This is a genomic window from Kitasatospora sp. NPDC057542, assembly GCF_042801945.1.
GTDB lineage: Bacteria > Actinomycetota > Actinomycetes > Streptomycetales > Streptomycetaceae > Kitasatospora.
Genome location: NZ_JBHVFE010000449.1, coordinates 1 through 7313 on the forward strand (window position 1 = coordinate 1; position 7313 = coordinate 7313).

The window sequence follows — 7313 nt, forward strand, 5'->3', positions numbered from 1 at the left end:
CCCCAGCGGGGAGCCCGGCCTCTCGGGCGTTCAAGGGGTGGCTCAGGCAGCGCCCTTGGCGGCTTCCTTCAGCTTGGAGCCGGCGCTCACCTTGGCGCTGTAGCCCGCGGCGATCTGGATCGGCTCGCCGGTCTGCGGGTTGCGGGCGGTGCGGGCAGCGCGGTGGGTGCGCTCGAAGGTCAGGAAACCGGGGATGGTGACCTTCTCGTCGCCCTTGGCGACGACCTCGCCGACGATCTCGGCGAAGGCGGCCAGAACGGCGTCGGCGTCCTTGCGGGTCACCTCGGCGCGCTCGGACAGCGCGGCCACCAGCTCACTGCGGTTCATGTGTACTCCTGTGGTCTGTTCGCTTGCGGTGCGCGGGGGCCCATCGGTGCTCCCACCGGGGGGCACCCGGATGGGCCGCAGGTCCGCACACTGTGCTCATGCAGGCAATGCGTGGTCGCAGGCCGGGTCCGTACCCGATGCCGCGCGCCGGAGCCGTCGAAGGCCCACCCGCCCGCCTGGATACGAATCCTGCCCCGACCGGCCCCGAGAAAGCCAATCGGGCCCCGGCCGAGCCACCCGAACATCGCCCGCCCGTTGGAGGTATGACGCTCCGTCGGCTCCGGCGGACCGGGCGCGGGCGGCGGTCGGGACGACACGCCGGAAGACCAGGGGGACGTTCCGTACTTGTCGGACACGCCTGCCCCGTGCAGGGCTACGGTACGCCCTACGACTGACAAGCCCAAACACGCCCCTCGCCCTTGTGTCGCAAGGGTTCGGGGCGGGCTGGGCGGGCATGACCGCTATTCGCACATTTGAGCGATCTGCGACACGTCGCCCCGTCCGGCCGTCAGAGCTTGACGGTGGGGAACGCGGCGGTGTCGAGGGTGCCGACGATACCCGGGGTCGGACGGGCCGGCGCGGGGGCCTCCTGGGCCCCCGCCAGGGCCGCCTCGCGCACCGCCGAGGCGACGGTCTTGGCGACGTCCTTGTGGAACACGCTCGGGATGATGTAGTTCGCGTTCAGCTCGTCGTCGGCCACGGTGGTGGCCAGCGCCCGGGCGGCGGCGATCATCATCTCGGTGTTGACGGTGCGGCTCTGGGCGTCCAGCAGGCCGCGGAAGACGCCCGGGAAGACCAGCACGTTGTTGATCTGGTTCGGGAAGTCGCTTCGGCCGGTGGCGACCACGGCGGCGGTCTGCCGGGCGACGGCCGGGTCGACCTCCGGGTCCGGGTTGGCCAGCGCGAAGACGATCGCGTCCTGCGCCATGGTGGCCAGGTCGTCGCCGTCCAGGACGTTCGGGGCCGAGACGCCGATGAAGACGTCGGCGCCCGCCACGGCCTCCTTGAGGCTGCCGGTGCGGCCCGAGCGGTTGGTGTGCTCGGCGATCCAGCGCAGGTTCTCGTTGAGGTCCCCGCGGCCCAGGTGGACCACGCCCTGCACGTCCGCCACGGTGGCGTGCTCGACGCCGGCCGCCATCAGCAGCTTGAGGATCGCGGTGCCCGCGGCGCCGGCGCCCGACATCACCACGCGGATGTCGCCGATCTCCTTGCCGACCACCTTCAGCGCGTTGGTGAGGGCGGCCAGCACCACGATCGCGGTGCCGTGCTGGTCGTCGTGGAAGACCGGGATGTCCAGGGCCTCGCGCAGCCGGGCCTCGATCTCGAAGCAGCGCGGCGCGGAGATGTCCTCCAGGTTGATCCCGGCGAAGCCCGGGGCGATCGCCCTGACGATGGCGACGATCTCGTCGGTGTCCTGGGTGTCCAGGCAGATCGGCCAGGCGTCGATCCCGGCGAAGCGCTTGAACAGGGCCGCCTTGCCCTCCATGACCGGCAGCGCGGCCTCCGGGCCGATGTTGCCCAGGCCCAGCACCGCCGAGCCGTCGGTGACCACGGCGACGCTGTTGCGCTTGATGGTCAGGCGGCGGGCGTCCTCCGGGTTCTCCGCGATCGCCATGCAGACCCGGGCGACACCCGGGGTGTAGATCATGCTGAGGTCGTCACGGTTGCGGATCGGCAGCTTCGAGGACATCTCGATCTTGCCGCCGAGGTGCATCAGGAAGGTGCGGTCCGAGACCTTTCCGATCGACACGCCGTCGATCGTGCGCAGCTTCTCGACGATCTCCTCGCCGTGCGCGACCGAGGCGGCCGCCACCGTGACGTCGATCCGCAGCGCCTCCAGGCCGGAGGCGGTGACGTCGAGACCGGTCACCGACCCGCCGGAGGACTCCACGGCCGTGGTGATCGCACTGACGGCGTTGCCCCGGGCCGGGACCTCCAGCCGTACCGTGATCGAGTTGGAGACACTGGGCACCGTCGCCATCGACGCTTCCTTCTTCCGTCTGTCCCGCAGGCTCAACATTTTGTTGAAGGCATCGCCTGCGCATGCTAGACCTCGATCGTCGCACCTTCCAAGGGGCAGCCAGAAATAACGTTCATTGAGTGTGCGGACCCGACAATCCCACCCGACTGCCGCCGGTATCCCGCCGCTCACTCCTTGCCTCTCCCGGCCGATGCGTTACATTGGACGAGACACCGGCTCGATCCAAGCCCCCGGGCCCAACCTTCGTCCCTTCGAGGGACCACTTGCCGCGAGGCGAGCATGGCGGGTCGGTGTCATCAACGTCTGAAGGCCCCTCACCGAGCGGTGAGGGGCCTTCTTCCGTAGGGGCCGTCAGCCGTGCAGCAGTGCCGGCACGCCGGCCGCGTCCGGCAGGTCGTCCGGGCCGGAGAGCACGGTCAGCCGCTGGGTCGCACGGGTCAGCGCCACGTACAGCACCCGCAGCCCCGCCTCCGACTCTCCGGCGATGCCGGTCGGGTCGGCCACCACGGTCGCGTCGTACTCCAGGCCCTTGGCCTCCAGGCTGCCCAGCGCCACCACGCGCCCGCCCAGGCCCTCGGCCCAGCCGGCCGCCTCGTCCCGGCGGTCCATCGGCACCACGATCGCCACGGTGCCGTCCACCTCGGCCAGCAGCCGCTCCAGCTCGACCCGGGCGGCCGCGCCGAAGGCCTCCGGCGAGGGGTCGGTGACGGCCGCGAAACGCGGCTCCACGCCGACGTGGCGCACCGCGCTCGGCGACGGGGTGCCCGGCGCGGCCAGCGCCAGCACCTTGGCCGCGACCTCGGCGATCTCGGCCGGGTTGCGGTAGTTCACGGTCAGCGTGAAGCGGCGGCGCGGCTTGCCGGCGAGCACCTCGTCCAGCGCCGCCTGGGCCTCCTGCGGGAACGGCCAGGAGGACTGCGCCGGGTCGCCGACGATCGTCCAGGTGGCCATCCGGGACCGGCGGCCGATCATCCGCCACTGCATCGGGGTGAGGTCCTGCGCCTCGTCCACGATGACGTGCGCGTACTCCCTGCGCTCGGCCGGCTGGCGGTCGCGCTGGCGGGCGCTGCGGTCGGCGAAGGTGGTGACCTCGTCCAGACCGCTCAGCAGGTCCACCGCGTCCACCTCGCGGACCTTCGGGCGGGCCGGCTCGCCGAGCAGCACCTGGAGCTCGTCGATCAGCGCGACGTCGTGCGCGGACAGCGCGCCCTCGCCCACCGCGGACAGGTGGCGCCAGGAGGCGGCCAGCAGCCTGGCCTCGTCCGGGGTGACGGCGCGGCGGGCGATCCGGTTGGTGTGCCGGTGCTGCCGCAGCGTGCCGAGCACCCGGCGCGGGGTCAGCGCCGGCCACCAGGCGTCCAGGAAGTCCAGGAACGACGCCTCGTCCGAGACGTACTCGTCGAAGGACTCCTTCTCCTCCTGGCGCTGCTCGCGGGCGTAGTGGTCCGCGGGCTTCGGCAGGTGCCTGGTGGCCTGCTGCCACAGGGCGTCCAGCAGCAGCCTGCGGGCCCGCGGGCGCAGCAGGTTCAGCGGGGTGCCGCCGGAGCCCACCACGTTGCCGCGCACGGCCTTCAGTCGGCCGGCGTCCAGCTTCAGCACCTCTCCGCGGGCGACCACCTTCAGCTCCTGCGGCGCGCCCAGCTCCAGTGCCGCGCGGGCGGCCCGGCGCAGCAGTTGCGCCATCCGGCCCGAGCCCTTGACCCGGGCCGCCTGGGGGGTGTCGTAGGTGCCCGCCTCGATGCCGTCCACCAGCGAGCCGACCGCCCGGATGGCGACCTGGCCCTCCTCGCCCAGCGCGGGCAGCACGCCCTCGGTGTAGGAGACCAGCAGCGGGGTCGGCGAGACCACCAGGATGCCCCCGGCGTAGCGGCGGCGGTCCTGGTAGAGCAGGTAGGCGGCGCGGTGCAGGGCGACGGCGGTCTTGCCGGTGCCGGGGCCGCCGGTGACCAGGGTGGCGCCCGCGGCGGCGGCGCGGATCACCTCGTCCTGCTCCTTCTGGATGGAGGAGACGATGTCGCGCATCGAGTGGCTGCGGGCGCGGCCCAGCGAGGCCATCAGCGCGCCGTCGCCGACCACGGCCAGCTCCTCGCCGTCCAGGGTCGGGGTGAGGTCCGGACGCAGCAGGTCGTCCTCGACACCGATCACCTTGCGGCCCTTGGAGCGGATCACCCGGCGGCGGATCACCCGACCCGGCTCGACCGGGGTGGCGCGGTAGAACGGGGCGGCGGCGGGCGCGCGCCAGTCGATCACCAGCGGGCCGTACTCGGCGTCCAGCACGCCCAGCCGGCCGATGTGGAGGGTCTCGGCGACGGCCGGGTCGGCCGGGTCGAGCGGGGTGTTCGACGGGATGCCGTGCTCCTCCGGGGCGTCCGCCCGCTGGAGGTCGATCCGGCCGAACAGGAAGTCCTCGAACTCGCTGTTCAGTCGCTGGAGGTGGGCGCCGGCCCGGTAGACCTGGGCGTCGCGTTCGGCGAGCGCGCCGGGGGTGCCGACCTGGACCCGCTTGGCGGCGTCCTCCAGGATGTACTCGGCTTCGGCGAGCTTCTCCTCCAACCGGTGGTAGACGGTGTCGAGGTGCTGCTGCTCACCGGCGATCTCGCGCGCGCGGACGGTCTCGTGGTCGGTGGCGGGGGTGGTGGGCGTGTTGCTCTGCATGGCCTCGGTGGTTGCGGCGGAATCCGGCTCCGGAAAACGAGCGGACGGATGATCCTACGCCGCGACCCCGGGGCTGCGCTGCTCCGGAACGGACAAAAGTCGAAGGCCGCCCTCCGCGGAGCGGTGGACGGCCTTCGGTGTGAACATGGGGTGGTGGAGATGCCGGGAATCGAACCCGGGTCCAGTGGAGTCAATTCAGGGCTTCTCCGAGCGCAGTCCGCTGTGCTTTTCTCGGCCCTGGCGGTCACACGGACAAGCCGCCAACAGGCCCAGCTGCTGTTTGATTTCCCATCCGCCCCCGCAGCCCGGGCGGACGGTTGAGTTCCCTAGATTATGCCAGGGTCCGGGTCGGGAACCCCCCGGTCTGACACCCAAGCGCTATCGGTGCTTATTAGGCAGCGAGAGCGAACTGCTGGGAATCGCGCTTAGAGTTGGCGATTATTTTTTTGCGACACGTGGTTAACGAGATCATTGCCGCGTTCCTCGGCTCGCTTCCCCTGTTTCAACATCCCCTGTCGAAACCGATCATCCCCATGTTTTGTTGAGAAACAGCTCGGACGGTGATCGTCCGTGTTGCTTGCGCCATAGTACGCGAGGCGACGGGCGAGGGTCCAGCGGATTAACGCTGGCGTCGGCGGGCCGCCGCCACCGCACGGGCCGTCTCGCGGGTGTCCTGCTTCTCGCGCAGCGTCTGGCGCTTGTCGTAGAGCTTCTTGCCGACCGCGAGCGCCAGTTCGAGCTTCACCCGGCCGTCCTTGAAGTACAGCGAGAGCGGGACCAGGGTGTGACCCGCGTCGCGGACCTTGGTCTCGATCTTGCGGATCTCCAGCTTGTGCAGCAGCAGCTTGCGCTTGCGCCGGGCCGCGTGGTTGGTCCACGTCCCCTGGGTGTACTCGGGGATGAAGACGTTGTCGATCCAGGCCTCGTGGTTCTGGATGTAGGCGTAGCCGTCGACCAGGTTGGCCCGCCCCTCACGCAGCGACTTGACCTCGGTGCCGGTGAGTACGAGGCCGCACTCGTAGGTGTCGAGGATCGTGTACTCGTGTCGCGCCTTCTTGTTCTGCGCGATCAGCTTCTGTCCGGTTTCCTTTGCCATAGCGCGGCCATTCTCGCACTTCGACGCCGGATCGGGCAGCTGCTTTAGGCGCGGGTGCCGAGTCCCGCGAGGACCCGCAGGGCGAGCTCGTCGGCCGCCTCGCCCGAGTCGGCCGGGACGTCGGGGGTGAGGCCGGTGCCGTCCGGGGAGCGGCCGGCCGGGGTGTAGTAGCGGCCGACGGTCAGTTCCAGCACGGCGCCGTCGGCGAGCCGGCTGGGCTGCTGGACGGTGCCCTTGCCGAAGGTCCGCGAGCCCACCACCAGGGCGCGGCTGCGGTCCTGGAGGGCGCCGGCGAGCAGTTCGGCGGCGCTCATCGTGCCGCCGTCCACCAGCAGCACCAGCGGGGTGCGCTGGTCGCCGCCGGGCGGGGCGGTCAACTCCCTGGTCTCGCCGCGCTCCTGGTACGAGCCGACCGTTCCGCCGTCCAGGAAGATCCCGGCGGTGCCGGCCGCCTCGTCGACCAACCCGCCGGAGTTGCCGCGCAGGTCGAGCACCACACCGGTGTGCGGGGTGCGCAGCGCGGCGCGCACCTGGTCGGCCACGCCGCTGGTGAAGGCGCGCACGGTCACCCGCAGCACGCCCTTGCCCAGTTGTTCCGCGGTGACCTGCCGGCTGTCCAGCAGCACGCGCCGCAGCCGCAGTTCGCGCTCCTCGCCCTCGCCGCGCCGGACGGTCAGCGTGACCTCGGAGCCGGCCCGGCGCTCCTCGCCCTGGCCGCGCAGCCGCGCGACCACCTCGGTGACCGGCAGGTGGTCGGCCTGGTCCTGGCCGATCCGTACGAGCCGGTCGCCGGGGGTGATCCCGGCCGCGGCGGCCGGGCCGCCCGGCGCGACCTGGGAGACCTCGGTGACGCCGTCCTGGCCGCGGCCGACCGAGAGGCCGACGCCCGGGTACCGGCCGTCCAGGCCCTGGCTGAACTCCGCGTACTCCTGGGCGCTGTAGTACGCGCCCCAGCGGTCGCCGCCGGCCGCCAGCAGGTGCTCGGCCTGCTGCTCGGACAGGGCGGCGCCGGCCGGGTCCGCCGGGAGCCCGCCGGCCGGGGCGGTGTCGGCGGAGGGGCGGCGCGGCGGGTCGCCCCAGGCGCCGGTGGCCGCGCCGGCCAGCAGCACGGCACCGAACACCAGGCTGAGGACGGCCACCTGACGGGCCCTGCGCGGAGTTTGAAGCATGGCACCGGAGTGTAGACACCGGTCCGCACGGGACGGACCGGAACGATGGACCGCGGAACGCCGGCGGCCCCGGACGGCGCAGTGC

The 7313-nt window shown here is 71.9% G+C and carries 5 protein-coding genes and 1 other RNA gene; all 6 read right to left on the reverse strand.

Going from position 1 to position 7313, the window contains the following annotated elements; genetic code table 11:
* Positions 1-42 precede the first annotated feature (42 nt).
* Positions 43-327, reverse strand: coding sequence for an HU family DNA-binding protein (locus tag ACFU7Y_RS36070; RefSeq protein ID WP_030242980.1), 285 nt, complete (start codon positions 325-327; stop codon positions 43-45).
* A gap of 508 nt (positions 328-835) precedes the next feature.
* A complete protein-coding gene (locus tag ACFU7Y_RS36075; RefSeq protein ID WP_224282585.1) occupies positions 836-2308 on the reverse strand; it encodes an NAD-dependent malic enzyme in 1473 nt (490 codons plus the stop codon).
* 351 nt (positions 2309-2659) lie between these two features.
* On the reverse strand, positions 2660-4963 hold the full coding sequence (locus ACFU7Y_RS36080) for a HelD family protein (RefSeq protein ID WP_380770884.1): 2304 nt from the start codon (positions 4961-4963) through the stop codon (positions 2660-2662).
* A 151-nt stretch (positions 4964-5114) separates the two neighbouring features.
* Positions 5115-5496: a transfer-messenger RNA gene (gene ssrA, locus ACFU7Y_RS36085) on the reverse strand.
* Positions 5497-5582: 86 nt separating this feature from the next.
* Positions 5583-6059, reverse strand: a complete 477-nt coding sequence (gene smpB / locus ACFU7Y_RS36090) for an SsrA-binding protein SmpB (protein WP_224282587.1) — start codon at positions 6057-6059, stop codon at positions 5583-5585.
* Positions 6060-6103: 44 nt separating this feature from the next.
* Complete coding sequence (locus ACFU7Y_RS36095; RefSeq protein WP_380770885.1) at positions 6104-7228, reverse strand: S41 family peptidase; 1125 nt, start codon at positions 7226-7228, stop codon at positions 6104-6106.
* Positions 7229-7313 lie beyond the last annotated feature (85 nt).